This is a genomic window from Bacillus sp. B1-WWTP-T-0.5-Post-4 (assembly GCF_009183795.1).
Taxonomy (GTDB): Bacteria; Bacillota; Bacilli; order Bacillales; family Bacillaceae_G; genus Bacillus_A; species Bacillus_A cereus.
Window position 1 is genome coordinate 173,361 of record NZ_WEIJ01000002.1, and the last position, 25,968, is coordinate 199,328.

Below are 25,968 nucleotides of genomic sequence, written 5' to 3' on the forward strand. Positions count from 1 at the left end.
GATTTTTTCAAAGCTTCTCTAGCCACTGCTTCACGTTCTAACATTTCTAGTCTTATAATTTCCGGAACATTACCGTATTTAGGGTGCCCCGGCCATGTACTCCAATCTTTTGCATTCAATGTAAGTTTTCGCTCAATGTGTTGTGCTTCTTGACGGATATTTATAAAGAAATGAGATAACTCTTTATCGTTGTGCCAAGTTTCTAAAATACGGTTAAATAAGCGGTTGCTTCGATTTTTCAATTCGTGAAAATCAGCTTCCGCTTGTTCCTGAGTTCGAAGCGCGGATTAATTTCGGTCCTGTTCTTCAAATACACTTCGTAATTTTTGATTTAACTGTTTAATTTGGTTTTTGATATCTCGATCCATTTTTTTCCTCCTACCGTTTTATCTTTACGAAGGTGGTCATATTAGCGGAAAGTATTGTGAAGCTCGTGATCCATTCTCTCAAACTCTTTGGCTACCGAATGAATATTATCGACCGCTTGTTGAAAGGCGGTGGAAAATTGTTTCGTCAAATCTAAAACTTGTTGGTTCGCTTCTTGTGCTTTTGAATTAACTGAAAGCGTAGTACGTGTCGCCTTTTTTATAGAACGATTTGTTGCGCTTTGGATTGTATCTGAAGCTACCCTCATTTGCGTTGCGATTTGTGTAGCGCTTTGAAAATTACTTTGAAATTGTCCCAGCGTATAAACCCCTTCTATACTTAATAGAGCATGAAATTTATACCATATTAGTATAGATTTTTATATTGATAGAGAACCTTTGTTGGTAGGGTGTTTTTTAGAGTACGAAAGGTAATTCAATTATAAAAATAGCCTATCATCTTTTAATATTAATTGGGAATTTATATTGTACTTACACTACATTAATATTTAATTTTTAAAATTTCACATGTGGTAAAATAATAAATTGATGAAAAAGGGGACGAAATATCAGTAAATAATTCACCGCAATATAAAGTAAAAAAACTGCACCTCCAATTGTTATGCGTGTCTAACAACTGGAGGTGCAGTTCACTTTTCAACTTATTTTAAATCTTCTATTGAGAAAGCACCTGGAAGTAATTGCTCAACAGTCACTTCTTTTTCATCACCTTTTACATTCGTTAATAATACAGGCATTTTCGGATCACAGAATTCAGCAATTACTTGTCTACACGCACCACATGGTGAAATAGGTCCATCAGTTTCTCCTGTAATAACTAAATAACTAAAATCGCGCTCACCTTCTGATACTGCCTTAAATATTGCTGTTCTTTCTGCACAGTTACATAAACCGTAAGAAGCATTTTCTATATTACAACCAGTATAGATTTTCCCTTCTTTCGTAACTAACGCTGCGCCAACAGGAAATTTAGAATACGGAATATACGCTTTCGATAACATCTTGTTTGCTTCTTCAATATATTTTTTCTTATCCATATTATTTCCCCCTCAAAGTAAATGAAATGATGATTAGTCAGTAATAACTGTATGAACTAATTTAGGAGCCACTGCTGTTTCAGCGATAGAGATGTTTTCATAAATTTTTGCTTTTACATCTTCTACATTTTCACGATTTGCGTAGATTGTTACGAATGGCTCGCCTTCTTTTACTGCATCGCCAACTTTTTTACGTAACATTAAACCTACCGCTAAATCGATTTCATCTTCCTTCGTTGCACGACCTGCACCAAGTAACATAGCTGCAATACCAATCTCATCTGCAACAATGTTAGAAATAACACCTGAAGTTTTTGCAGGTACATCAATTACATACTTAGCTTGTGGCATTTTTTCTGGATTGTCTACAATTGAGCTATCTCCGCCTTGATTACTTAAGAACTCTTTAAATTTCTCAATTGCTTTTCCGTTTTTCATCACTTCAATTAGCATTTCACGAGCTTCTTCTAACGTATTTGCTTTTTTCGCAAGTACAACCATTTGACTTCCTAATACAAGTACTAATTCTGTTAAATCTTCTGGACCTTCACCTTTTAACGTATCAATCGCTTCTTTCACTTCTAGAGCATTACCAATCGCAAATCCAAGAGGTTGTGACATATCTGAAATAACAGCCATAGTTTGACGTCCTACATTATTTCCGATACGTACCATTGCATGTGCTAATTCTTTTGCATCTTCTTCTGTTTTCATAAATGCGCCAGCACCTGTTTTTACATCAAGTACGATTGCGTCAGCACCAGCTGCAATTTTTTTACTCATAATTGAACTTGCGATTAAAGGAATTGAGTTAACCGTTCCGGTTACATCGCGTAATGCATAGATTTTTTTATCTGCAGGTGTTAAGTTTCCTGTTTGTCCAATAACAGCTACTTTGTCACGGTTTACAATATCAATGAACTGCTCTTTCGTAATTTCAACGTGGAATCCTTCTACCGCTTCTAATTTATCAATTGTTCCGCCCGTATGTCCTAAACCACGACCAGACATTTTTGCTACTGGTACATCTAAAGCAGCTACTAATGGTCCTAATACTAATGTTGTTGTATCACCAACACCGCCAGTTGAATGTTTGTCTACTTTAATTCCTTCAATTGCTGATAAGTCGATCGTTTCTCCAGACTCAACCATCGCCATCGTTAAATCTGCACGTTCGCGATCTGTCATATCTTTAAAGAAGATTGCCATTGCAAGCGCACTCACTTGATAATCAGGAATACTTCCGTCTGTATATCCATTAATAAAGAATTTGATTTCTTCAGTCGTTAATTCTTTGCCGTCACGTTTTTTTGCAATAATATCTACCATTCTCATTACAATCACCATTCCTTTTTATATTATATGAATCTATTAAAATAGTAAGCCAACGATTGTTGCTGATAAGAAACTTACTAATGTTGCACCGAATAGTAATTTCAAACCAAATCTTGCGACTACATTCCCTTGCTTTTCATTTAAACTCTTAACTGCTCCTGCAATAATCCCAATTGAAGAGAAGTTTGCAAATGAAACTAAGAATACAGAGATAATCGCTGTCGTTCTATCTGAGAAATTAAAGTTTCCTTGTGCTAAATCTGTCATAGCGACAAATTCATTTGATACTAATTTTGTTGCCATAATATTTCCGGCATTAACTGCTTCATGCCAAGGTACACCCATAATAAATGCAAATGGTGCAAATGCATAACCAAGAATTTCTTGGAATGAAATACCGATTACACCTTTAAATACTGCATTAATGAATGCGATAAGAGCAACGAAACCGACTAACATAGCTGCTACTGTAATCGCAACTTTAAATCCATCAATAATGTATTCCCCTAATACTTCAAAGAAAGTCTTTTTCTCTTCTTCTTGTACTTCTAACATATCTTCTTCCTCAGTAACTTCATACGGGTTAATGATAGAAGCAATGATGAAGCCACCGAATAAGTTAAGCACTAAAGCGGTTACAACATATTGTGGTTTTAATAACACCATATATGATCCAACGATAGACATAGAAACTGTAGACATTGCTGATGCACATAATGTATACATTCTTTTCTCTGGCAATAACCCTAGTTGTTTCTTAACTGAAATAAATACTTCCGATTGTCCTAAAATCGCTGATGCCACAGCGTTATATGATTCTAGTTTCCCCATTCCATTTACTTTACTTAATGCTAGACCGATAGATTTCACAATAATAGGTAATACTTTAATATGTTGCAAAATACCTATTAAGGCTGATATAAATACGATTGGCATTAATACACTTAAAAAGAACGAAAACTCTTTTTGATTTACTAATCCACCAAATACGAAATTCACACCGTCAGCAGCATATTTTAATAGCTCTCCAAAACCATCTGCTATTCCGCTTATTAATATATTCCCTACACTTGTATTTAATAATAGAAACCCCAAAATGAATTGTAATATAACCATCGTTATGATTGGGCGATATTTGACTTTCTTTCTATCATTACTAGCAAGCCAAGCGATACCTAAAATCAATACGAGGCCAAAAACACCGATTAAGTATTTCATAAGCCGTTTCCTCCCATTCGTATCCGCTTACATTTTTTTCAATTATTAAAGCAATAGATATACTTTAAATGTATATCTATTGCTTTAATCTTTTATCGATTAGTAGTTATCTGTAGCACCTTTTGCATCATTTAATACGATTGCAACACTAGCACTTGCTCCAACGCGAGAAGCTCCAGCAGCTACCATTTTGTCTGCATCTTCACGTGTACGAACACCGCCAGATGCTTTTACACCAATGTTTGGTCCTACTGTTTTACGCATTAATGCGATATCTTCAGCAGTTGCTCCGCCAGTTGAGAATCCAGTTGAAGTTTTTACGAAATCAGCACCAGCTTTTACTGATAATTCACAAGCACGTACTTTCTCTTCATCTGTTAATAGGCAAGTTTCAATGATTACTTTTACAAGAGCTTTTCCTTTTGCTGCTTGTACTACTTCATAAATGTCTTTTTCAACAAGTTCGTTGTCACCATCTTTTAAAGCGCCTACGTTGATTACCATATCAACTTCAGTTGCACCTTTTGCAATAGCATCTTTTGTTTCAAATGCTTTTGTTTCAGTCGTGCTTGCTCCTAATGGGAAACCGATTACAGTACAAACATCTACATCATGTCCAGCTAGTTCATCAGCCGCTAATTTTACCCATGTTGGGTTAATACAAACAGAAGCGAATTTATATTCCTTTGCTTCTTCGATTACTTTCATAACATCTTCTTTTGTAGAATTAGCTTTTAAAATTGTATGGTCAATTAACTTTGCAATGTTCATTATCTTCACTCCTCATATCTTTTAACAACTTCATTCTAACTCTTAGTTGAACAAATGTAAATATACTTTTGAAATTTTGTTCATTCTTTTTTAAAAGTAATTTTCTTGTAGCAAATAAAGCGCATTCTAACAAAGAACACTTCAGATATATAATCAAAATTTTTATGTTAACAATGGTAGTATGTATCTCCATATCCATAATTATTTTTAAAAAGGCAATTTGTGTTCAAAAAAGACTCCTATCATTCATACATAACAAAATAAAAGGCATTCTCAAAATTAACATCTTGAGAACGCCCTTTATTTCTAATCTTTTTGATAATGTAACAATTCTTTTGCTGTATGCTGATCGATAATTAATACATTTGCATACCCGCCACGTAACGCACCATCAATTGCTTTTATTTTTCTATTACCACCTGCAACTAAAATAGAGCGTTTCTTTAATTTCAGTTCCTCTAACTCAATTCCAATGGTACGCTTATTGATTTCTTCACTACTAATATTTCCGTCTCCATCAAAGAAACGTGAACAAATGTCACCGACCGATTGTTTTTTGAGTAAATTTGTTTCATCCTTATCGAAATAACCTAATCGGAATAATAGTGCTTCGTCTCGCACTGTTCCTACAGTGAAAATTGCAATATTCGCTTGTTTTCCCATTTCGATAATGTGATGAATATGTCGATCCTGCTCCACTAATTCTTTTGTCACTGCATTATCAAATATAACCGGAAGAGGTAGATTTCTTGGCGTCGTTTGAAAAGCATCTGCAAATAAAGCTATCGTCTCATTCGCATACGTATTTACACTTGAATGACTAATACCACCTTTTAGCTGGACAACCTCTACCCCTTTTACATGTTGCGGTACGATTTTTCTAGCGATTTCATACATAGTCATGCCCCAGCTTACACCAACAATATCACCGTTTTTAACCGTCTTTTCCATATACTCAGCAGCATATTTACTTATATACTCTGTAATCGTTGCATATTCCGGCACTGGAGAAAATACCACATGTGCCTCTAACAAGTTGTACTTTTCTTTCAGTAAATTCCCGACGTTATCTAAATCAGCAAATGGATCAGCGATGCTAATTTGAACAAACCCTTTTTCTTTCGCGTACTTTAACAATCTAGAAATCGTCGGTCTTGAAATATTTAATTTATTAGCAATTTCTTGCTGACTATAATCTGATTGATAATATAATCTTGCAACTTCAACGCTTAATTGTTGTTTATCTTTTTCCATAGTAACTCATTACAAATCCCTTCCTGTATTTCCCTTTCGTTACAAGCATTATACAGCTTTATGCAAAAAAATTCGACTACTGAATTTTATTTAACTGAACTTCTATTACGCTTATTATATATAATGAAATCGTTCAATAAGAAACATGAAACATCATCTAAAGACTACCTTTGCTAAAAACTATTCAAATACCCCTTATAAACAGAAGATACTGTTTATAAGGGGTATTTATTCAATTCAACTTTATAAAAATTGGATGGAAACAATGCAAGTTCTCACTTATTTAGAATAAGTGAAAAGATGATGTTTTATTTGTTCAATAAAATAATGATGGTGTATATTATCGTTAGATACTCGACTTGCCATAATAGCTCCCTCCATTGAAGATGCAAGAAAAGAAGCGAGCGATATAATGTCTATATCTTCTTTAAGTTCTTGTTTCTCTATTCCTTCCTTTATGAGAGAAGCCATTAACATTACTGTATCATCATAACCTTTTGCTGCTGCTTTTTGTAATTCTGGAAATACTCCAGTACTTTCAATGGCACTATTAAGTAATGGACAGCCTCCAGCAATAGGAGGATTATTAGCTGCATCTTGATATACAAGGAAAATTGCAAGGATTTTATCAATTGCTGTTTTTTTATTTTCCATTGCTTTATGAAAATGACTCCACATAATCTCACCACTTTTGTCGTAGGCAGCAAGGACAATTTCTTCTTTACTTTTGAATCTACGATAAATAGATCCTTTAGGTAGTTCAGTAGCTGTCATTATATCCTGGATGGATGTGCGAGTTATCCCATTAGTATTAAATAAATATAAAGATGTTTCAATAATTTTTTCTTTAACCTTATCAACTTTAGTCATGCTTTGTAATCCTCCTAATGAAAACGATCCTAATATTCTAGGTAATGTTTACCCTCTATTTTCTTAATTTTTTTGTAAGTATAAATAAGTTTGGAACAGAAATATCTTATCAATCCCTATCTTATGGAAACCTCAAACAATACAGTTTGAAAAGAAGTTAATCAAATTGTATTACCCACATAAATTAAGTGAATTTTCTGTTAAAACAACATGACCAATTGTTTAATTCAGTCATATTATACAACTAATTTTATCTAAAATTGTAGAGATGTAAAAATATATAGTTAATTTTAATGTATAGACATATGATTATTATATATAATTTTTATCAATATGTTTAGCTAAAGTGTTTGAACTACTCCCACTTTCACTTCATTCTATAAAAGATTAACCATTAATGATTACTGGAATTAAATTGTAACAAAGCAACTGAAATATAAATATATTTGCTTTTTTCCATTTTGATTTTGTTAATACTTTATAAAAAGGGTTTAAAAAACTAGAAACTTGTAGTATCATTAGATTTCGATTCAGACCGAACCGTCCGGTTTAGAATCTTATATAAATATATTTAGAAGGAGAGCGTTATGCAGAAAGAAAAATCAAAAATTATAGGTAATTTAATTATGGGGGCAATACAGTGAACTTTATAAAAATGAATAAAAAAGAAATCATTATGCTAATAATCTTTACACTGTTTGTACCATTTCAAATTGGCTTGTACATACTATTTGGCATATCACTTTTAGCTAATGTCAATTTAGTTGAATCAGAATTTGTTCTTAGTGCCATCGGTTTTACTGTACCTGCTATTGTAGGAATCATTTGCTTTAGGAAAGAAATTATTGAAAGTTTTACTTATTTTAAAGAGAAGACAATTTTGAAAATAGTAAGTATTCCTATGGTAGTTTTATTTACGTTAATTGTGGAACAGTGTGTTATGCATTTTCTAGCAACTGGTCAACCAGAGAACCAAGAGCAGCTCCTTGAAACGGGTACAAAGGTACCTCTTGTATTTACATTGCTTGTATTTGGTATTCTGGGTCCAATACTTGAAGAAATTGTGTTTCGCCACATATTAATAAATCGTTTTTCTTACCATATTGGTACTGCTATTGCATCTATCATTTCGATTATGATTTTTACACTTCTTCATACGAACCAACTTGCGGATATTGCTATTTATTTACCTGGATCGTTGATACTTACTGCGGCTTACCTTATTTCTAAAAGATCCATTGCATATGTTATAGCGATACATATGTTAAACAATTGCCTTGGTTTCATTCTGTAAGAAACCAGACTTGTTTCTGATGCCAAAAATATTCTATGTTTCTATCAAGCATTTTTGGCATCAGAACTACTTTTTCTATGGCATAAGAAAGCTAATCAAAAATTATAATATATTAGGAGAGTGTCAGTCATGATTGTAACAACGACTTCTGGAATTCAAGGTAAAGAGATTATTGAGTATATTGATATTGTAAATGGTGAAGCTATTATGGGTGCAAACATTGTACGCGATGTATTCGCCTCCGTTCGTGATGTTGTCGGTGGCCGTGCTGGTGCTTATGAAAGTAAGCTAAAAGAAGCCCGTGATATTGCGATGGACGAAATGAAAGAACTTGCAAAACAAAAAGGTGCGAACGCTATCGTTGGCATTGACGTAGATTACGAAGTTGTTCGTGATGGAATGTTAATGGTTGCTGTCAGTGGTACAGCTGTACGTATATAAGTAAATAAAAAGAGATATTAATAAATCATTGTACGTCGAAAAAACACAGTTTGAGTGTAAACTGTGTTTTTTTATATAGAGGCCCCATCCCATCACTATCAAGCTAAAAATTTTGTGTTAACTTGTACAAAATGTCCATTTTTTCGCTTTGGGGTAATTTTGAATCCTTAAGTTTATGGGCATGTTGCGTTACCCTAATACTGTACAACTTTTTTATAAACGGTTGTAAGTTTCTACGTTTTTGACCATTCTGTACAACGATAACTTTGGTTTATTGATTTCACCTGTAATCTGGTAGCCTATCCTCTGATACAATTTAATGGCAAGTTGGTTCTCTTTCTTTACTGTCAGAGAGCATTTTGAAAAGCCTTGCAGCGAAGCTTGCTCCTCTGCAAACTCAAGTAATCTGGTACCTATCCCTAGTCCTCGACTTTCGGGCAGTAAGGCAATTGTTCCGACGTGAAACTCGTCATCTTCTCCCTCCTTCAAGGTAAACATGGAATAAAGCATTTTGATATTCAGAATGTTATAAACAACAAACCCCAGCTTTCGGAACGAAAGCAGCTGTTTAAAAGTGGGCCAGGTAAGACGATTTAAAACGGGTATGGGATAGCAAGTAATCATCCCTAAAGTTTTCCCGTCCATTTGAGCTTCATAGGCGTATTGATGACTAAAACGGTTGTTCTCCTGCCGCCATAGCTTACAAAATGTCCAATCGACTGTGTTCTTCTCCTCAGATCCTGCAAGTGGAAACGCCATGTATTCCAATGCCATTACATTTAGCTGGGCGCCGACCATGGATTGATGAACAGCCTTTACAATAGAAATTTTATTCATTATCCTATTGCTCCTTTTCACTTTCTATATTATTAATATTAATTATCATGGATGTGAATCAGTTCACTCCCCTCTCAATTCATCCTTAGCTTTGAAACCATAATAAAATGTATTTAAAACAAGCTCTGCAGCAGATTTTTTAGCCACATTTCCTTCATGTACCTGTTCCCAAGTATGGAAAAGCAGAGCATAAAGCGTATTCAAAATCCATTCGCTGCTAACCATTTGCTGAAAGTAACCTCTTTGTTGTAGCAGTTCAATAACGCGTCGTAAGGGTTCCCTCAGTTTCTCTTCTGCTTCACCTAATTCTTTGTTGTTAAATACAGATGCATCATGACCTAGAAAATAGATTTTGTCACCTAAAGGGATTAATGCTTCAATGAGTTCAGGGATATAGTTTTCGATTCTTTCCTCATCCAGTGGAATCTGGTTTACGGTATCACTTACTAGTTGTATAGCCCGATGGCCCAAGAACAGCATCAATTTCTCCCTGCTTTCGACGTAGCGATGGAGCGTAGCAATTCCAATTCCCGCATATTCCGCAATTTCATTCATCGAAGCAGTAGGATTTTCAACAAGCAATATAGTAGCTGAATCAAGAATTGCATTAAATCTCGCTTCCTTAAACGCTGACAAGTCTTTCTTCATCGTCAATCTCTCCCTTTGTCTGTATAAAGTCGTCATTTTTGATAGATAAATATATCATTTGATATTATAATAAACAATCTCAAATAAAGTGTCCAGCTGCTGAATGTAGCTTTTCAAAAAGAATTATATTACTGAAACTGATAGCACTTTGAATGTTTCATTTTTATCATTCCATTACTTAGATAACGATGAAGAAATTCAATTCTTTAATGCAATAAATACAAAAGCCAAAAGAAATGGTACGCGTTACTTTCTGCATAAAGTTATCGGTTTACTTTAAAATTCACTTCCGGGTATTTGGTCATCAGCCTTTTAAGGGTGGAGCCGTCATCCTTCTGTTTTACATACTGGTCAAAAAATGCCAGGCTGAATTCGTTAATAATACGATGAACTTCCTTTGGATTTTCACCTGGGCTCTCCAACAAAGGTGAGAACAAATGTAAATCGGTAAAGCTTGTATGATCCGTATGAGGAATGACCATTGACATACCACCGCCAGCTAACCCGCGTCCGTATCGCTCCCTCACTTCAAAGGGATCTGCTTCATCAGGCTCTTCTGCACTCATGAGCAGAAATGGTTTTCCAATGCCACTTTCAGGCAAGATTTCACCATACAATGTACCATCCATATTGATAGCTGCTTTGACACGAGAATCTTTTGCAAGTATTTGTGCTGCGGTAGCTCCACCGTAAGAGTGGCCAAACATTCCAATTCGCGAGGTATCCAGTCTTCCTGTAAAGAAACCGGTCTCATCGTTTTCGTTAAGTTTCTCTATCTGATTAAGGACAAAGCTGACATCTTCCTCCCATAATTTTATGTGGCTATCTCCTTCATCAGTTAAATTGATGGGCTGTACGTAAGCAGTTCGACCACCTGGAAAGACGGTAGCTGCAGCATCAAAGGTATGATCGATACTTAGAACAATATATCCTTGACTAGCCAACTCCTCAACTTGAAACGTGTTTTGATTACGAAAACCATTAAAACCATGAGAGAAGAGTAATATGGGATAGTGATTCTCTGAGTCTGAGAGTTGTAAATCCATAAACGAATGAGACTTTACCAATTCCATGTGGCTGAATGCAAATGCAGGAATAGACAATGTTTTTTCCAATCCCTTGGAGAGCTCATTTATGTTACGAATATAAGGTTCTGGATCCCCCTTGCTTTTTTCAGCTGCAGGATACCAAATTTGCACCATCAGTTCGCGCCGATCGTTTGGATTTTTCGAATATGGTTCATTTCTCTGATGATCAACCCAATGATATAGCTTCGTACCGACCCTATGTGGACCAGTTGGTTCTTCAAATGAAAATACTGGCATAAGTAAGGGTAGCGCAACTGCTACAGACAAATAGATACATAGTAACGAAGTCTTAACTATGAATATACCCGAACTTCTAAAGCCCTTTTTCCGCCCAGTTAATAAATAGCATAAAATTAAGATAACTGGGGATACATATGCCGGAATCATCTGCCACCTAAAACCTTCTGCCAATAACTGAACTGTAACCATTACAACGGCAATCAAAGTAGCTAATTTAGACCACTTTTTCGTTTCTCTGCCTATTAACAGTATCCAACTCAATAGACTAAAATTCACTACTATCAAAACAACTTCCCAGAAATTCATTGGCCTATCTCCTTTGCATGCATTTTACTTCTAATTAAAGAGGTAGTTTTCAGCCTAAGCAAAAGCAGATGAAACACCTATATAGTTGCACCAATTATGCTTAGTAACCGTTTCATTCATTCTACTCCTTTATTCAAATTAAAAACTTAAAATGCCCAGCTACCTTTACGGAAAATTGGTTCCACAGTTCCATCTGGTAGAATACCGTCAATGTCCATCTCACTGCTGCCAATCATAAAGTCCTCATGTGTTACTGAAATATTTGCCCCTAACGTTTCAAGCTGATCGTTTTCTAAATCTCTTCCATCCTCTAAGCAAGTTGGATAAGCTTTACCAATCGCTAAATGGTTCGATGCATTTTCATCAAACAATGTATTAAAATATAAAATTCCCGATGCTGAAATTGGTGATTCATGTGGTACAAGTGCTACTTCACCTAAATAGCAAGAGCCTTCATCCACATTAATAAGCTCCTGTAATAAATCATGTCCTACCTGTGCTTCAGCTTTAACAATTTTTCCTTCTTCAAATGTCAGTTTAAAGCCATCGATAATATTTCCTTGATAAACTAATGGTTTTGTATTGCTTACATAGCCATTTACACCTTGTTTCATCGGTAACGTATAAACCTCTTCTGTCGGCATATTAGCCATAAAGATAGTATCATCAGGAGTTTTACCACCTCCAGTAACCCATTTATGCTGTGGTGCTAATGCAATTGTTAAATCAGTACCTGGCGCTGTATAGTGAAGCTTCATATATTTTTTATTGTTCAGTAGGACCGCACGAGATTCTAAATTTGTTACATGTTCACACCATTTTTCAATAGCACTGCCTTCACCAATACGAACAGCTTTAAAAATAGCCTCCCATAATGCTGGTACTTGATCCTCAGTTGCTAAATCCGGGAACACCTTCGATGCCCACTTTGGTGAAGGAACTGCTACCATCGACCAAGCTATTGAATCCTTCATTACGGCGTTGCGATTGTTTCTCAGAGCAGCTCCTGCTACCTTTTGATAGGTAGCTAGACGATCAGATGAAATACCTGTAAATTTATCAGGATCTGCAGCATCTATCATTAATAGTGCTCCTTTACGTTCGAGCAGCTCATCATTCATTTTGACTATCCACTCTGGGAAGCGATTAAATTCTTCATCTGAGGCATAATCAAAGTACGCACGTTCCATTTCTTCATCCGAAAAATTAACATGAACACGCGCTGCCCCAGCCTTATAAGCCTCTTTGACAACTATACGGGCGAAATCCAGTGCAACTACTGATGTATTGACTAATAAGTATTGCCCTGGTTGAATATTGACACCGATTTTCACCGTAAGTTCTGCATATGCTTGTAATTTTTCTTCAAAAGTCATATTATTTACCTCGCTTTTATCAAATTGGTTTTGAATTCCCCTCACTAACCTGCTTTCATACCATACTTTCTAAACTTTGATTCAATTAATATTGGTTTGTTTTTCAAAAAATCTAATCGAAAGGTATCAAACACTACATCAAATTATAGAGTTCTTTATTGTGAAAGCTCACTCATTTCTTCCCAATCTTTTCAATGCTGCTGCACCTAAAGGTTTACCATCAATGGGGCGTTTAACATTCTCAATCACTTCTTTATCTTTACAAAAGTATTTTTGATAGATAAATATATCATTTGACATAAGATTAAATCATTTTAAACGAATTATCAAGTCGTAAAATTTAATTTTTAAAAAATTCGGTAAAAAAACTATATGAACATGGATTCTATCAAAGGGAGCGATAACGAAAAGATTTTTACGCACACATGGATAAAACACATGACAAACTTATATATAATTGCAAGTTCAACCCTTACAAAAAACAGGATAAAAAAATAAACAGCAGAACTAGTCCACTGTTTACTTTGCCACACCTTCATGTAATTTTTCTGTATAATCCTTTACATCTTTCCAGCTATCTTTCGCTGTATGTAAATCTTCTTTTATAAACGTAAACTCTTCCGGACTAATTCCTTTTACGTTTTGTAGTAAATTATTATATTTTGCACCTACTGTATACCATTGATTTGATATGTTTTGTAGTGCTGTAATTGCTGCATCAATTGTTTCTGTCATGTTTGTTGTTTTATTTTTTACATCAGTCAAAATTACGACTTCTGCTTGTGCTCCTGAAATTCTATCTTTTAAATTGGCGATTTCTCTTTCTGCATTTGCGATATCTTTTTTCGCAACCGCAATCATCGGCCCGCCAGCAAGACATGTTATTAGAGCTACGCAAAGTACGCCACCAGCAATGACCATATCATTACTCTTTTTAATCGAATCGTTATATGTATTTATTTGTTGCTCTAGAGCTGGAATACCAGCATTCGTACTTGCCAATATCGATGTTAACTGATTTGTATCCTCTTTGAAACTATTTGTATCTTTCGCCATTCTATCGCGAAAAGCTTTCAAATTTCCTAATAATCCATCTACCTCATTTTGATTCTTTACAATATCCGCATACAACTTTTCTAAATCCGCTTTTAATTTTCCGCTATCCTTTTGATCAATCGCTATTAACATGTCATTATAATACGATTGAAAAGTATTATTGTAATTTATAATATTTTGATCTGTTTTCATAATTTGAGGCTTCATATTATTTAACCAATATGCCGCATTAATTTTTGCATCTCTTTGATGCTGAATCATATTCCCTTTAAATTCACTATTAATCGAACTTATTTTACTTAAATCCGTCTCTTGTTGATTTTGAATTAATTTTGCATATGAATCCATTGCAAATATGCTTGATGTCGTTTGTGCCATTACATCTTGGAATCCTGCTGGTCCAAGAGAATAGTTTTTCACATTTTCTTGTAGCACCGTTACATTTTGTTCTGCTGCAAAAGGATGTAAAGGAAATGCGTTACTCGTTGCCACCCCAGCAATCATTACCGCTAAAAGACATTTTTTATAAAATCGTTTCTGCATATTTTTCACCTATTCTCTTTATAAGGATATCAAAAGCTCCTGCTCACAACTGAACAGGAGCTTCAAATCATTCATCAACACTTAACGCCCTAACGATTCGTATTCGATTATGCTTTTTTCGTATCTACTACTTTAATATCTTCAGCATAAATCTTTTCTGCATAGTCTTTAATGTTTTTCCAGCTATCTTTCGCAATGTTTAAATCTTCTTTAATGAAAACAAGATCGTTTGGACTAATTGAATCCACATTTTGAAGTAAAGAATTGTATTTTGATCCCATTGTATACCATTGGTTTGAAATGTTTTGCAACGCTGTAATTGCAGTATCAATCGTATTTGTTAAATACTCAGTTTGTGTTTTAATGTTCGTTAACCCAGCTACTTCTAATTGAGCAGTTGTAATTTGTCCAGTTATTTTTTGAATTTCAGCTTGTGCATTATCAAGTTCTTTCTTCGCTAATACGATACCAGCTGTACCACCGCCTACAGCTGCTGCACCACCTGCAATTAATGCGACTCCTAGCGGTGTTCCTGCGCCCGTAGCAATAACTACTGCACCACCGATAATTGCAATTGGTCCTAGAGCTGTCGCAACAGATGAACCGATAATAATTGCATTATATTTACTAATTGCTTCATTGTACGTTGTAATTTGATTTTGCAGAAGTGGAATTCCTGCATCTTGACTAGCTAATATAGATGTAATTTGATTTGCATCACCCTTGAAGTTTTGCGTATCCGACGTCATTTTATTTCGGAATTTCTTTAAGTCTTCTACTAACTGATCCACTTGTGCTTTATTTTCATTAATACTACTTGATAATCTAGTTAGGCCTTTCGTAAGAGTCGCTTTATCTTTTGCATCTACCGCAGCAACTAAAGTATCATAATAGTTTTGGAATTTCGTATTGTAGTTAATGATGTTTTGATTCGTTGAAATAAGCTGTGGCTTTAATACATCTAACCATTGCTTCGCATTTCCTCTAGCTATATCTTGGTGCTGAATCACTTTTCCTTTTAAAGCTGCATCAACAGTCGATACATTTCCAAAGTTAACATTACCTTGTTTAATAATTGTTAAAGCATACAGATCCATTACTAAAGCATTTGAACCTGTTCTTTCCATTGCATCTTTCAAGCCTTCTGGTCCTAATGAATATTCTTCATAGTCATTATAAGCTTTTGCTACCGCATGAACTGGAGCTTGTTTCACTGTACTTTCAGCTGCATACGTATGAGCCGGCATAATATTTCCTGCTGCAAATACTGCCATCAGTGCTGATAGAGCCATTACTTTATAAGGTTTTTTTGTCATTTTTCTTCTCTCCCTATATCGCTAATTATTTTTCTGTTTAATGTACTTCAACGTTTGTAACGTAATCTTCAAATTGATTTGTTTGCTTATTCATTTCATCACTTACTTTTTTAATTTGATTAAAATGTTTTTGAAGTAAACTACTGTCTATATACGTGCCTTCTTCAACATTTGTTTGAATTTGAATCATATTATTATTTAAAACTTTCCAATCCGTTAATAACGTTTCTAAAGTTGTAATTTGACGATCAATTAATTCTGTAAAGCTATTTACTTGATCTTCAACGAATGTAATTTGAGTCGCCTCTGCTTCAGTTTGTGATAACTTTTGAATAAGTGGCAATAACTCTTTTTGCTTTTGTTGAATACGAAGAGCTGCTTCTCTCGTTTGACTATCTGCGGCATTTACAATTTCATTACTTAAAGTACCGATAGAAACAAAATCGATTGTTTTCGTTTGTGCAGTTTGATTTGTGATTGTAAATACTTGTTTACCGATATTAATAGAACCTTTAATGATTTCTTGAGGTCTATTCAAAATAGTAGTTAGTTCAGCTTGAATTTCCCCTTGAATCCTTTTAATATCTTCTCTTAATTTCACAATATCTCCGCTTGATCCTTGCAGTGTTTTTATTGCTTCATCGGCTTTAATTGATAAGTTGTTACTATCTTTATCTAATACTGTTTTAAATCGATTTAACTCTAATAAATCTTGCTCCATACTCTCTTGGATGCTCTGTACTTGCAATTGTAATTTTCCATATGCACTCATAAAATCTGTTTTTGCTTGCTGATCTTCATTTACGTTTCCTGCTAGTTCATAGAGCTTACTATAATAGCTATTGAATCTAGTGCTGTATCTCATCATCTCTTGATTTAAGTCAATTAGCTTCGGATTATATTCATCAATCCACTCTCGTACATTCGCCTTTGCAAACTTTTGATGATTCGTTAAGCTACTCATCGCATTGACCTTAATGTCTGGCTGTTGCAAAATAATTAATCCGTATGCTTGAATAAGCGGTGATTGTGATCCTAACATTCTAATTGAGTTGGATAATGTATTTGGAGCAATTACATTTTGCGCATATACTGTTTTCACTTCCGTTTGCCCCTCCTTAGCGTAAGCGCTTACAGGAATGAAGCAACTCGTAGATACTGCTGTAACCAATAACCCTGTAATTAAAGTTTTTTTCACTTTAACTCCTCCTATGTATTAGCAACTATTACTATCGCATTTTATTATTCTATTTTCTTGCATATAATTTAAGATGGTTAAAATAGAGGACGTACTCACCGTGATTGACGTACGAACCATCTCTCCCAACTGTTATTGCTACAGTACTTACTTATTGTTATAAAACTTTTCATATGTGCTTAGTATGAATAACATTGCATAAATTTTCTATCGACCCTCATTTTCCACATCGATACAGTGAATATATTACATAAAAATATTATTCATTTTAAACTTAATAACGTAAGTAAATATGAAATTCCGTTTTGTTTTCATATAAGTTTTGTACTGTAAGGTCATTTAAACACAGCTGTTTATATATCGTAAAGAAGTATTTTCATTCCCTTTATTTTCAAGCTTTCATGTCCTTATTTCAAAATATAATCCGATTCGCTTTATCGATTGAAATATCTACATATCACAACAGAAAACACTACTTTCAAATAACCAATTAAATTATATCGGTATAATTTTCAAGCCCGTATGCAATTATGCATAGCATATACACAAAAAGGATAGCTTCATTTTCACAAAGCTATCCTTAAAAATCTTCTTATTTTTTCAAATGATATGGAACTGTCGTAATAACAACATTTCTTTTATAAAGTAAATACGCACGTATGAGTAAACTGGATTGATTATGAAGAATGTTATGCCAACCTTTTTTCGGAATAAACTGTGGTATAACGACCGTAACGCGGTAATTCGATTCACTCGCCTTATATTGCACTGTATCGATAAACTTCGTTAGCGGCTGAATAATACTTCTATAATGAGAATGTAATGTAACAAGCCTTACTTCAGGTTGCCACTTCTTCCATTTCTCTTCAAATTTCTTTTCCTCTTCTCTGTCAAAAGCAACATATACTGCGATAACTTGATCTGCCGAAAGAGATTTCGCATAGTTCAATGAATTTTCTACTACATGGGTCATACCTGCTACAGGAACGACAATTACATTCCCCTCAATTGGAATAAGAGGTTCGCAAGTTTTTAAACTTAATTGATCACCCACTGCATCATAATGCTTCTTAATTCGATGGAATAAGAAGATAATAACTGGTAAGAAAATAAGAATCGACCAAACTTGTGCAAATTTAGTTAAAAAGAACATGCTCATTACGATAAAACTAATAACTGCACCAATTAAATTAACCGCTAATCTTAAAGCCCATCCTTCAGGCTTTTCGCGAAGCCATTTTAATACCATCCCTGTTTGAGAAAGTGTAAATGGAATAAATACACCTACTGCATATAACGGAATTAAATGTTCTGTTTGTCCTTGGAAAGCTACAATTAAAATAATCGAAGCAACTCCAAGTATAATAATACCGTTTGAGTAACCTAGACGGTCTCCTCTAATCGTAAACATTCTCGGTATGAATTTATCTTTTGCAAGGTTAACCGCTAATAAAGGAAATGCAGAATAACCTGTATTAGCAGCGAGAATTAATATTAAAGCTGTTGTACCTTGTATGAAATAGTACATGAAATTACGTCCAAATGTTTGTTCAGCAATTTGAGAAACAACTGTTACTTCTTTACTCGGAGTCACTCCGTAATAATAAGCTAAAAATACAATTCCTGAAAATAACACAGCAAGTAATGCACCCATTGCAAGCAATGTTTTTGCAGCATTGTTTGGCGCAGGATCTTTAAAGTTCGGAATTGCATTTGAAATTGCTTCAACACCTGTTAAAGCAGAACTACCTGATGCAAATGCTCTTAGTAATAAAAATAAACTAATCCCTGCAACTGGTGTACCAATCGGCGAATGTAAAGTGGGTGAAACATGACCAGTTAAAATATTATATATGCCCACACCAATTAATATAAATAGTGCTAAAACGAATAAATAAACAGGATATGCTAAAACGGAAGCTGATTCCGTTACTCCCCTTAAATTTAATATCGTAATTAATATAACAAATATAACCGCAATAATTACGTTGTGTGCATGTAAGCTAGGAAACGCAGACGTAATTGCATCTGTACCAGCGGACACACTTACCGCAACAGTTAAAATATAGTCAACTAATAAAGATCCTCCAGCAATTAAGCCTGGATTCATCCCTAAATTTTCTTTTGATACAACATACGCTCCCCCGCCATGCGGATAAGCAAAAATAATTTGACGATAAGATAAAATAAGGGCTGTCAATAATACTAATACCCCAACAGCGATCGGAATGGAATACCAATAAGCGATCGCTCCCACACCTGCTAAAGCAATTAAAATTTGTTCTGGACCGTAAGCAACTGATGACAATGCGTCAGAAGATAAAATAGCTAAAGCTTTCGTTTTATTAAGCTTTTGTTCTCCAAGCTCTGTTGATTTTAACGGTCTTCCAATTAAAAATCTTTTAATAGATGAAACCAATGCTGTCCACTCTCCAATAATTTTGTACGAACTTTTCTGCTTGTTACAGCCAGTAAACTATTTCTTCAGAAAACAAAAAATGTCTACAAGCCATAGCGAAATAGACTTGTAGACATTATTTTTTTTGTCGCACAAGCTCCACCTTCCTTCTCAATATAACGCTTACGAGGTTAGCTGTCGGATTCGGGCCTATGAGTAGCCCTACCTTTTTCAAGGATTCACCCCATCGGATTATGTACTAATCCGTAAAAACGGGTCCCCCGTACCATGCGGTTTCAGCGATTTAGAAAATTGAAACTGTGGATTATAATACTCCTTTATTTTCAAAAAGTAAACAAAAATTTTTAATAAGAAAAAAATTAAAATGATTGCGCATAATCCGCTGAGAAATATACATAATGAATATTAAAAATCCGCAAAGGAGACCCATATGTCTAAAGAAAAGAAGCCTATTTTTTCCGATTCATATTTAGATGCAGTAGCAAATGAAATTAATCAGTTATATGGTAAACGTGAACAGGAAATAAATTTGACAGATAGAACGAAAAGAAATAAATAATTTGTCATACAAAAAAATAAAAAAGATAGCAATACACTTATATATTGCTATCTTTTTTATTTTTTCATACATCTAATTCTATTACAGATTTGTTAAAGGTCATCTCTTCATACACCTTTAAATTTTGATATATAGATTCTAATAATGGTGCCGCTATAGAAAATTTCTCTGCTACATCCAGTAAATATCCTTGCAAGTGCTTTCCTTCAATAAACGAACCCTTCTCCATATCACGTTGCATCGATGACTTCATATCATACGAAATTTTATCAATTGTTTTCATATGTTCCTCGGCAATATCTTCCTTTATTGGAGCTCCTAATACTCTCATGATTTGTACAGATTCCTCAAATACATTACGGATAAAATCACGGCCGCCTTCACTTTCACGGATTGGTCCAATTGGTGCACGCATTAACGTTGTCACACCGGACATTACAGTAATAAATAAATATTTATGCCACATATCTTGCGTAATATTTTCACTTAAAACAAAACTAGATTTCGTACCTGCAAATGCTTTAGAAATATGCTTTACTCTCTCTGAATTTTGAGACTTAATTTCTCCAAACACAAGTCTGTTGGCAGCGCTAGTTTGTACAATTTCTCCTTGATTGTTTAACGTCGTCTCGATAAAGCATAAACCGCCAATTACTTTTTCTTCGCCGAATTCTTTTTGTAATAGCGATAAATGAGCGATACCATTTAACAATGGAATGATTACAGTATTTTCGCCAACAAACGGCTTCAAATCTTGAATTGCCTCGTTTAAGTGATACGCTTTTGTTGAAAATAAAATGACATCAAATGGAGAAGTTCTCTCTTCTTTCGTTATTAATTTCGGTTGAAAGGAAAAATCCCCGTTAACACTTCGGATTACAAGTCCTCTTTCCTCTAATTGTTTTTTCCGTTTACTACGAACAAGAAATGTAACATCTGCTCCCTTTTCGACTAATCTGCCACCAAAAAATCCTCCGACTCCACCAGCGCCTAATACTAAAATCCGCATACAGCATCCCCCTTTTCAAAATAAAATTTTATAACTTTTAGTATACATAACATTATACATGTCCTCTGCTAAATAAGCTGAATTTTCACTCTCAATCGGGTATAAAACAGTGGTTATTTTCAAATAAATTTGGGCATGTTGTTTCTATAGCATATACGGAAAGGAAACAATGTAGATGGAGGCAATACAAGCAATTGAGGAAAAAGATGTAACAACAGCTATATTTCAATTTATATTCCCGTTTTCTTTTAAAACTGGATATGAACAAAATATGTTCCCTTTCTTACAAAAAAACGATTTTCGTCCTTTTCGGCTCGATCATCTCGATGATGAAAATACATATTATGGGGAGTTTAAAGTTTCACATCAAAATATGGAAGCATACTATCTTTCATTTACCAATAAAATTCTCTTTCCTCACTCAGAGCATCAAAAGGGCTTGCAACGTTATTCAAAGGACCTTAACTTAACTGGACATTTAACAACAAACCTTATTTCAATCCCATTCAAGATACACTCTATTGATGTAACACTTTGTCCTTATGAACTTGGCTTCTTAACAATTCGAACAGAAGTAAACACTGCTCCAAACATGACTTTATCTGAAGCAATCGAATTCGCTGCTCGCTTCCGTGTACTTGAAACTAAAAATGATACAAATGAGACTATTTGTATTGAATGTAACGGAAAAAAGTATTCCCAAGTTGAAAAATTCATTTTTGGTTATTTATTTCATGGTGTAACTGATTTCTTTGAAAAGAAGAGATTAAGAAGTTCATACTTTCAAACCTTCCCTTTCTTCGAAGACCAAAGAATGTACGTCCAAACTTTATTGTCACTAAAAGAAGGTATGGAACTTAATGAAGTGGATGTTTATCGTACTTCTAGTCTTTCCGGATTAACAAGTGATGGTAAGCCATATGTGAGTGCAAATAACCTTCCTTACATTCATGACTATTTAAAAAAACACGCTTACCAGAGATGGGCTCCAAATCGTTATTTCATAATGGAAGAACATATTTTTACATGTGTAACAAATGAAGGAGAACGCGAAATCGCTAAACTTGCTAGTCAAATGTACGGGGAATTTTATTACGCTTTATTATTAAACCTATTCCATAAAATTGTTTTATTAAAAATGGCGAACGCCTATGCTGAGCTAAATATTGAACAAGATACTAATGAAATAGAGAAATTAATTTATTCGATCAATTCGTTCACTGCTAATTATTTTTCTTTAGAATTAGTATCCCAATCACAGAGTGAAGATATTTTCTTTCGTTTAAGAAAACTTTTTAATATTGAGGTTCTATATTCGAACGCGAAACAAAATCTTGATAGTTTGTTTAAATATCAAGAAAATGTCGCCTCTAAAAAAGATAGCCTCTTATTATTAATTTTAACGCTCTACTCTGTAGTGGGCCAAATGTTAGGGTTTACTATGATTGACCTTTTAAGAAACACCGATTCAAACAAAATATCGTCACCTCTTGAATTTTTCGCTCTATTAATTGCGATTAGCGGCATTGTCATTTCACTTATTTTAGGAGCTCAAAGTTTATACCAATGGGGTTTACAGCATAAACGAAGAAAAGCTTGGGTAAAACAAACTGTACTTTCTGCCGTTAAAGAGAAAGAAGATAAAAATTAAAGAAAGTTATTTTCAAATTCTTGGTGCGCTGCAGTAAGTGAAATTTTTATCAGCGATTTTCCGATTATATCGGCGCAACTCGAAATATATCAGCGATTTTTAAGATATATCAGCGCAACTCAAAATATATCAGCGATTTTTTTAATATATCGACTTACCGACAAAAACCGACAAATAAAAGGGCCGGATAATAAAAAAAGGGTGCTCCAAAATTAAACTTGGAGTACCCCTTTTATTATACGAATTCAGTTTACTTCCCTGCTTCGATTTGCTCTAATGCAGCAGCTACTTGCTCTTCCGTTAATTCATGTTGTATTACGTAGCGGTTACGTGGACTTACACGACATTCATGAGAACATGCACGTAAATATTTCGCTTCGTTTTCTTCAGAACATAAAATTTTCTTATTACATTCTGGATTTGAACAGTTTACATAGCGCTCACAAGGTTCACCTGTAAAGTGGTCTTTACCAACGATAACATGTTCTTTTTGGTTTACTGGTACAGCAATACGCTCATCGAACACGTAACATTGTCCATCCCAAAGCTCACCTTGTACCTCTGGGTCTTTTCCGTACGTTACAATTCCGCCGTGAAGCTGACTTACATCTTCATAGCCTTCACGAACTAACCAACCAGAAAACTTCTCACAACGAATTCCGCCTGTACAATAAGTTAAAATCTTTTTACCTTCAAGTACTTCTTTATTTTCACGAATCCAATCTGGTAATTCACGGAATGATTCGATATCAGGTTTAATCGCACCTTTGAAGTGACCTAAATCAAACTCATAATCATTTCGTGCATCAATGATAACTGTATCTTCTTGTTTCATTGCTTCATAAAAATCTTTTGGTTCTAAATACTTGCCAGTTATTTCGTGTGGGTTAATGTCATCTTCTAGACGAAGTGTAACTAACTCTGGACGAGGACGCACGTGCATTTTCTTGAATGCATGACCATCAGCTTCATCTATTTTAAATACGATACCGTCAAAACGTGGATCATTGTTCATTGCTTCCATGTATTTCTCTGTTTGTTCTACAGTTCCTGAACAAGTTCCGTTAATACCTTCTTTCGCTACAAGAATTCTTCCTTTTAATTCAAGTGAATTACAAAATTCTAAATGCTCTGCCGCGAATTCTTCTGGGTTTTCAATTGTTGTGTACATGTAATATAGTAATACTCTGTATGGTTTTGTAGTTGCCAATGTATTTCTACCACCTATCTAATTTTTAAAATCATGTATAAGTTAACGTTCATATCAAAACATATATAATAAGAAAATGAATCCCATTTTCTTTTCTTTATACTATTTTCTATCAGTTAACAAAAATAAAAAACAAGATTACACATCAAAACACTATGGTTATGTTGTAATCCCAATATATTATATATCATACAAATGCAATTCCATCAATTAATATGCTGGATTATCGGCTTTATGTTCACATAAATTTCAAAATTGACCCTTTAATTTATTATGTTTCCCCACGTCATCCCACCATAAACTCCCAATTTATTTTACGTTATCACACCATCCATTGCATAAAGGCATATAATTTGCATTAAGGAAACTTTCGTGCTCAAATGAAATTATCATATAACATATTTAAATGTATTGAAATAATGAGTAAGAATAAATACAATAATTTCATCAAGTTAACATTTTAAAGGGGAAAACTACTATGAATAAAGATATAACAAAAGATGAACATCTCCCTTCTGAAAGTACAACCGTACAATCAGCTCACTTAGCTTTAAGTGGAGAAACAAAAGGCTGGAAAAGACTGTTACCATTTTTAGGACCCGCTTTTATCGCGTCCGTTGCTTATATTGATCCTGGCAACTTTGCTACAAATATCGCAGCTGGTTCACAATATGGATATTTACTATTATGGGTTATACTCGCTTCTAACTTAATGGCTGTATTAATCCAAACTTTATCAGCTAAATTAGGAATTGCTACAGGAAACAATTTACCCGAAATAGCTCGTGAAAACTTTCCAAAGCCTGTGTCTATCGGTTTATGGATACAAGGTGAACTAGTTATTATGGCTACAGATTTAGCGGAATTTATTGGAGCTGCATTAGGACTTTACTTACTATTTGGAATCCCGATGCTACCTGCCGCTTTAATTACAGCAGCCGGATCATTTATTATTCTTGAGTTTCAACGTAGAGGATTTCGTCCACTAGAAGCTATTATTACAGGAATGATTTTCATTGTAGTAATTGCTTTTGGGATTCAAGTTTTTTATGCAAAACCAGAATTAAGTCCCCTTCTTTCAGGACTATTTATTCCAAAATTCCAAGGCGTAGACAGTATATTACTTGCAGCAGGGATTTTAGGTGCGACAGTTATGCCGCATGCAATCTATTTGCATTCCGCCTTAACGCAGCGCCGCGTAGTCGGAACAAATGATGAACAAAAGAAAAAGATTTTCCGCTTCGAGTTTATTGATATTATTATTGCAATGGTTATTGCTGGAGCAATTAATGCAAGTATGTTAATTGTTGCTGCTGCACTATTCTTTAAAAACGGCTTGCACGTTGAAGATTTAGATGTTGCTTACACTCAATTTACCAACTTAGTAGGTCCTGTATCAGCTGCTTTGTTTGGAATTGGGCTCTTATCAGCAGGACTATCTAGCTCTTCTGTCGGTACAATGTCGGGTGATATTATTATGCAAGGTTTCATTCGCATGCATATTCCGTTATACTTACGCCGATTTATTACAATGATTCCACCATTAGTTATTATCGCTTTAGGTGTAAATCCAACTTACGCTCTAGTCATGAGCCAAGTCGTCTTATCATTCGGTATTGCATTTGCACTAGTGCCACTTATTATGTTTACAAGTAACAAAAAGATTATGGGTGCACTCGTTAACCACCGTATAACAACATTTATCGCTTGGATAATTGCAGCACTCGTTATCGTTTTAAATATCTTCTTACTGTATCAAACATTTATAGGGTAATGAAAAAGGGTATTCCAATTTTTATTTGGAATATCCTTTTTCAATTCATTATTTGTATTAATCCTATAAACTCTTTTTAAGATAAATTATATAATCTATTTCCAGACAATAATTCCCTTACGCCTTGAATAA

Annotated in this window: 23 protein-coding genes, 1 pseudogene and 1 riboswitch; of the genes and pseudogenes, 5 read left to right on the plus strand and 19 right to left on the minus strand. The window is 34.4% G+C overall.

The window, feature by feature from the left end; all coding sequences use genetic code 11:
* Positions 1-104: 104 nt before the first annotated feature.
* The 8 genes and pseudogenes from GBN91_RS29210 to GBN91_RS06525 form a co-directional block, all read right to left on the minus strand.
* Positions 105-368 (minus strand): annotated as a pseudogene (locus GBN91_RS29210) (DUF3958 family protein); the annotation flags it as partial.
* A gap of 41 nt (positions 369-409) precedes the next feature.
* On the minus strand, positions 410-685 hold the full coding sequence (locus GBN91_RS06495) for a TIGR04197 family type VII secretion effector (protein WP_152121337.1): 276 nt from the start codon (positions 683-685) through the stop codon (positions 410-412).
* A gap of 342 nt (positions 686-1,027) precedes the next feature.
* Positions 1,028-1,423 carry a cytidine deaminase gene (locus GBN91_RS06500; RefSeq protein WP_000358532.1) on the minus strand — a complete coding sequence of 132 codons (396 nt, stop codon included), beginning with the start codon at positions 1,421-1,423 and terminating at the stop codon, positions 1,028-1,030.
* A gap of 33 nt (positions 1,424-1,456) precedes the next feature.
* Positions 1,457-2,758, minus strand: a complete 1,302-nt coding sequence (locus GBN91_RS06505) for a pyrimidine-nucleoside phosphorylase (RefSeq protein ID WP_025710128.1) — start codon at positions 2,756-2,758, stop codon at positions 1,457-1,459.
* Between the two features lie 36 nt (positions 2,759-2,794).
* Complete coding sequence (locus tag GBN91_RS06510; protein ID WP_000876188.1) at positions 2,795-3,976, minus strand: NupC/NupG family nucleoside CNT transporter; 1,182 nt, start codon at positions 3,974-3,976, stop codon at positions 2,795-2,797.
* 99 nt (positions 3,977-4,075) lie between these two features.
* Positions 4,076-4,747, minus strand: coding sequence for a deoxyribose-phosphate aldolase (gene deoC, locus GBN91_RS06515; protein WP_001017432.1), 672 nt, complete (start codon positions 4,745-4,747; stop codon positions 4,076-4,078).
* Positions 4,748-5,053: 306 nt separating this feature from the next.
* Entirely contained in the window at positions 5,054-6,001 is a 948-nt protein-coding gene (locus GBN91_RS06520) for a sugar-binding transcriptional regulator (RefSeq protein WP_000409780.1), read from the minus strand.
* Positions 6,002-6,280: 279 nt separating this feature from the next.
* Positions 6,281-6,871 (minus strand): TetR/AcrR family transcriptional regulator, encoded by a 591-nt coding sequence (locus GBN91_RS06525; protein WP_152121338.1) that lies wholly within the window; start codon positions 6,869-6,871, stop codon positions 6,281-6,283.
* Positions 6,872-7,511: 640 nt separating this feature from the next.
* Between GBN91_RS06525 and GBN91_RS06530 the strand changes: the two genes are divergently transcribed.
* The gene (locus tag GBN91_RS06530; protein WP_049107648.1) at positions 7,512-8,165 is read left to right on the plus strand and encodes a CPBP family intramembrane glutamic endopeptidase; all 654 of its coding nucleotides are present in this window, start codon (positions 7,512-7,514) and stop codon (positions 8,163-8,165) included.
* Between the two features lie 129 nt (positions 8,166-8,294).
* Positions 8,295-8,606, plus strand: coding sequence for a heavy metal-binding domain-containing protein (locus tag GBN91_RS06535; RefSeq protein ID WP_000637514.1), 312 nt, complete (start codon positions 8,295-8,297; stop codon positions 8,604-8,606).
* Positions 8,607-8,819: 213 nt separating this feature from the next.
* On the opposite strand, the gene GBN91_RS06545 is transcribed toward GBN91_RS06535, so the two are convergent.
* The 9 genes from GBN91_RS06545 to GBN91_RS06580 all read right to left on the minus strand — a co-directional run bounded on the left by GBN91_RS06545 (position 8,820) and on the right by GBN91_RS06580 (position 19,633).
* Complete coding sequence (locus GBN91_RS06545; RefSeq protein WP_049107649.1) at positions 8,820-9,443, minus strand: GNAT family N-acetyltransferase; 624 nt, start codon at positions 9,441-9,443, stop codon at positions 8,820-8,822.
* A 63-nt stretch (positions 9,444-9,506) separates the two neighbouring features.
* Positions 9,507-10,091: a TetR/AcrR family transcriptional regulator gene (locus tag GBN91_RS06550; protein ID WP_113303907.1), complete on the minus strand. Its 585-nt coding sequence runs from the start codon at positions 10,089-10,091 to the stop codon at positions 9,507-9,509.
* Between the two features lie 263 nt (positions 10,092-10,354).
* Complete coding sequence (locus tag GBN91_RS06555; RefSeq protein WP_113303906.1) at positions 10,355-11,725, minus strand: alpha/beta hydrolase family protein; 1,371 nt, start codon at positions 11,723-11,725, stop codon at positions 10,355-10,357.
* Positions 11,726-11,871: 146 nt separating this feature from the next.
* Complete coding sequence (locus tag GBN91_RS06560; protein WP_152121339.1) at positions 11,872-13,101, minus strand: aminopeptidase; 1,230 nt, start codon at positions 13,099-13,101, stop codon at positions 11,872-11,874.
* 168 nt (positions 13,102-13,269) lie between these two features.
* Positions 13,270-13,401, minus strand: a complete 132-nt coding sequence (locus GBN91_RS29425) for a hypothetical protein (protein WP_257790052.1) — start codon at positions 13,399-13,401, stop codon at positions 13,270-13,272.
* Positions 13,402-13,620: 219 nt separating this feature from the next.
* Positions 13,621-14,700 (minus strand): non-hemolytic enterotoxin NHE subunit C, encoded by a 1,080-nt coding sequence (nheC, locus tag GBN91_RS06565; RefSeq protein ID WP_001171992.1) that lies wholly within the window; start codon positions 14,698-14,700, stop codon positions 13,621-13,623.
* A 107-nt stretch (positions 14,701-14,807) separates the two neighbouring features.
* A complete protein-coding gene (gene nheB, locus GBN91_RS06570) occupies positions 14,808-16,016 on the minus strand; it encodes a non-hemolytic enterotoxin NHE subunit B (protein WP_152121340.1) in 1,209 nt (402 codons plus the stop codon).
* 37 nt (positions 16,017-16,053) lie between these two features.
* Complete coding sequence (nheA, locus tag GBN91_RS06575) at positions 16,054-17,214, minus strand: non-hemolytic enterotoxin NHE subunit A (RefSeq protein ID WP_113303903.1); 1,161 nt, start codon at positions 17,212-17,214, stop codon at positions 16,054-16,056.
* A 592-nt stretch (positions 17,215-17,806) separates the two neighbouring features.
* Complete coding sequence (locus tag GBN91_RS06580) at positions 17,807-19,633, minus strand: APC family permease (protein WP_152121341.1); 1,827 nt, start codon at positions 19,631-19,633, stop codon at positions 17,807-17,809.
* Between the two features lie 144 nt (positions 19,634-19,777).
* A riboswitch (cyclic di-AMP (ydaO/yuaA leader) is annotated at positions 19,778-19,924 on the minus strand.
* 139 nt (positions 19,925-20,063) lie between these two features.
* Between GBN91_RS06580 and GBN91_RS29430 the strand changes: the two genes are divergently transcribed.
* Positions 20,064-20,192, plus strand: a complete 129-nt coding sequence (locus GBN91_RS29430) for a hypothetical protein (protein ID WP_000031873.1) — start codon at positions 20,064-20,066, stop codon at positions 20,190-20,192.
* A 64-nt stretch (positions 20,193-20,256) separates the two neighbouring features.
* Here GBN91_RS29430 and panE read toward each other — a convergent pair whose 3' ends face one another.
* Entirely contained in the window at positions 20,257-21,201 is a 945-nt protein-coding gene (gene panE / locus GBN91_RS06585; RefSeq protein ID WP_152121342.1) for a 2-dehydropantoate 2-reductase, read from the minus strand.
* A 175-nt stretch (positions 21,202-21,376) separates the two neighbouring features.
* On the opposite strand from panE, the gene GBN91_RS06590 reads away from it, so the two are divergent.
* Positions 21,377-22,852 (plus strand): hypothetical protein, encoded by a 1,476-nt coding sequence (locus GBN91_RS06590; protein WP_088859462.1) that lies wholly within the window; start codon positions 21,377-21,379, stop codon positions 22,850-22,852.
* Between the two features lie 250 nt (positions 22,853-23,102).
* Here GBN91_RS06590 and trhO read toward each other — a convergent pair whose 3' ends face one another.
* Entirely contained in the window at positions 23,103-24,062 is a 960-nt protein-coding gene (trhO, locus tag GBN91_RS06595) for an oxygen-dependent tRNA uridine(34) hydroxylase TrhO (protein WP_000246231.1), read from the minus strand.
* 478 nt (positions 24,063-24,540) lie between these two features.
* Between trhO and GBN91_RS06600 the strand changes: the two genes are divergently transcribed.
* A complete protein-coding gene (locus GBN91_RS06600) occupies positions 24,541-25,836 on the plus strand; it encodes an Nramp family divalent metal transporter (protein WP_152121343.1) in 1,296 nt (431 codons plus the stop codon).
* The last annotated feature ends 132 nt before the right edge of the window (positions 25,837-25,968 follow it).

Excerpts from the sequence above, each read along its gene's own strand:
- GBN91_RS06525 (WP_152121338.1), bottom strand. The coding sequence starts at position 6,871 with ATGACTAAAGTTGATAAGGTTAAAGAAAAAATTATTGAAACATCTTTA.
- GBN91_RS06560 (WP_152121339.1), bottom strand. The coding sequence starts at position 13,101 with ATGACTTTTGAAGAAAAATTACAAGCATATGCAGAACTTACGGTGAAA.
- nheC (WP_001171992.1), bottom strand. The coding sequence starts at position 14,700 with ATGCAGAAACGATTTTATAAAAAATGTCTTTTAGCGGTAATGATTGCT.
- GBN91_RS06535 (WP_000637514.1), top strand. The coding sequence starts at position 8,295 with ATGATTGTAACAACGACTTCTGGAATTCAAGGTAAAGAGATTATTGAG.
- nheB (WP_152121340.1), bottom strand. The coding sequence starts at position 16,016 with ATGACAAAAAAACCTTATAAAGTAATGGCTCTATCAGCACTGATGGCA.
- GBN91_RS06520 (WP_000409780.1), bottom strand. The coding sequence starts at position 6,001 with ATGGAAAAAGATAAACAACAATTAAGCGTTGAAGTTGCAAGATTATAT.
- GBN91_RS06510 (WP_000876188.1), bottom strand. The coding sequence starts at position 3,976 with ATGAAATACTTAATCGGTGTTTTTGGCCTCGTATTGATTTTAGGTATC.
- GBN91_RS29425 (WP_257790052.1), bottom strand. The coding sequence starts at position 13,401 with ATGTCAAATGATATATTTATCTATCAAAAATACTTTTGTAAAGATAAA.
- GBN91_RS06500 (WP_000358532.1), bottom strand. The coding sequence starts at position 1,423 with ATGGATAAGAAAAAATATATTGAAGAAGCAAACAAGATGTTATCGAAA.
- GBN91_RS06550 (WP_113303907.1), bottom strand. The coding sequence starts at position 10,091 with ATGAAGAAAGACTTGTCAGCGTTTAAGGAAGCGAGATTTAATGCAATT.
- panE (WP_152121342.1), bottom strand. The coding sequence starts at position 21,201 with ATGCGGATTTTAGTATTAGGCGCTGGTGGAGTCGGAGGATTTTTTGGT.
- GBN91_RS29430 (WP_000031873.1), top strand. The coding sequence starts at position 20,064 with ATGTCTAAAGAAAAGAAGCCTATTTTTTCCGATTCATATTTAGATGCA.
- GBN91_RS06505 (WP_025710128.1), bottom strand. The coding sequence starts at position 2,758 with ATGAGAATGGTAGATATTATTGCAAAAAAACGTGACGGCAAAGAATTA.
- GBN91_RS06545 (WP_049107649.1), bottom strand. The coding sequence starts at position 9,443 with ATGAATAAAATTTCTATTGTAAAGGCTGTTCATCAATCCATGGTCGGC.
- GBN91_RS06590 (WP_088859462.1), top strand. The coding sequence starts at position 21,377 with ATGGAGGCAATACAAGCAATTGAGGAAAAAGATGTAACAACAGCTATA.
- GBN91_RS06600 (WP_152121343.1), top strand. The coding sequence starts at position 24,541 with ATGAATAAAGATATAACAAAAGATGAACATCTCCCTTCTGAAAGTACA.
- deoC (WP_001017432.1), bottom strand. The coding sequence starts at position 4,747 with ATGAACATTGCAAAGTTAATTGACCATACAATTTTAAAAGCTAATTCT.
- GBN91_RS06555 (WP_113303906.1), bottom strand. The coding sequence starts at position 11,725 with ATGAATTTCTGGGAAGTTGTTTTGATAGTAGTGAATTTTAGTCTATTG.